This is a genomic window from Streptomyces sp. NPDC002838 (assembly GCF_040295365.1).
GTDB lineage: Bacteria > Actinomycetota > Actinomycetes > Streptomycetales > Streptomycetaceae > Streptomyces.
In genome coordinates, this window is sequence record NZ_JBEOVF010000018.1 from 1 (window position 1) to 1,174 (window position 1,174).

Below are 1,174 nucleotides of genomic sequence, written 5' to 3' on the forward strand. Positions count from 1 at the left end.
GTTGATAGGCCGGATATGGAAGCACCGTAAGGTGTGGAGTTGACCGGTACTAATAGGCCGAGGGCTTGTCCTCAGTTGCTCGCGTCCACTGTGTTAGTTCTGAGGCAACGACCGTTGCCGGCTTGAGCTGAACATCAACTGAAGAGTGTGCTTGTTCGCTCGAAACCAATAGGGTTTCGGTGGTCATAGCGTGAGGGAAACGCCCGGTTACATTTCGAACCCGGAAGCTAAGCCTTACAGCGCCGATGGTACTGCAGGGGGGACCCTGTGGGAGAGTAGGACGCCGCCGAACAATCTTTGGAGGACCCCTGGTCACCAGCGTTCAGCTGGGACCAGGGGTCCTTTTGTTTTTCCGGAGCGCGCCGGGTACTCGGTTGCGCGAGAATGACTTTGCGGTACAGAAGACAGGAGTCACCCATGTCCACCAACTCTCCCGACGACCGACCGGAGCGCGACCAGCGGCGACGGGACAGTGGTGACCGCGGCGGCCGGAGCGACCGGGGTGGTGACCGGGGCGGCTACCGCGGTGCCGGTGGTGACCGTGGGGGCTTCCGTCGCGACGACAGCCGTGGTGGTTACGGGCGTCGTGACGATCGTCGGGGCGATGACCGCGGCGGTTTCCGCCGTGACGACCGTCCCGCCGATCGCCGTGATGACCGACGTGACGACCGACGCGATGACCGCCGGGGCGACGACCGCGGAGACCGTGGGGACCGCGGTGGTTTCCGCCGTGATGACAGCCGGGGCGGGCATGGCCGGCGAGATGACCGACGCGAAGGCGACCGTGGGCCTCGTCCGGCGTTCCGGCGGGACGACCGTTCCGGTGGGCCGCGTCGGGACGACCGTGACCGTGGGGTCCGCCGTGACGGCGACCGTCCGCCCTTCCGTCGCGACGACCGCGGGGACCGGAGGGACGACCGTGGAGAGCCCCGCACCGACCGTGGTGACCGTGGGGGCTTCCGTCGCGACGACAGCCGGGGTGGTTACGGGCGTCGTGACGATCGTCGGGGCGATGACCGCGGCGGTTTCCGCCGTGACGACCGTCCCGCCGATCGCCGTGATGATCGCCGTGACGGTGACCGTGGCGGCTTCCGGCGTGACGACCGCGACCGCGGTGGCTTCCGTGCCGGTGACCGTGACCGTGGTGGTTTTCGTCGTGACGACAGCCGGGGTG

General features: G+C 67.5%; 1 rRNA gene and 1 pseudogene. One reads left to right on the forward strand and one right to left on the reverse strand.

The features are described from left to right. Window positions 1-175: 175 nt before the first annotated feature. Window positions 176-292, forward strand: a 5S ribosomal RNA gene (gene rrf / locus ABT063_RS22845). Between the two features lie 119 nt (window positions 293-411). On the opposite strand, the pseudogene ABT063_RS22850 reads toward rrf, so the two are convergent. Then, window positions 412-1,174, reverse strand: a pseudogene (locus tag ABT063_RS22850) (hypothetical protein); the annotation flags it as partial.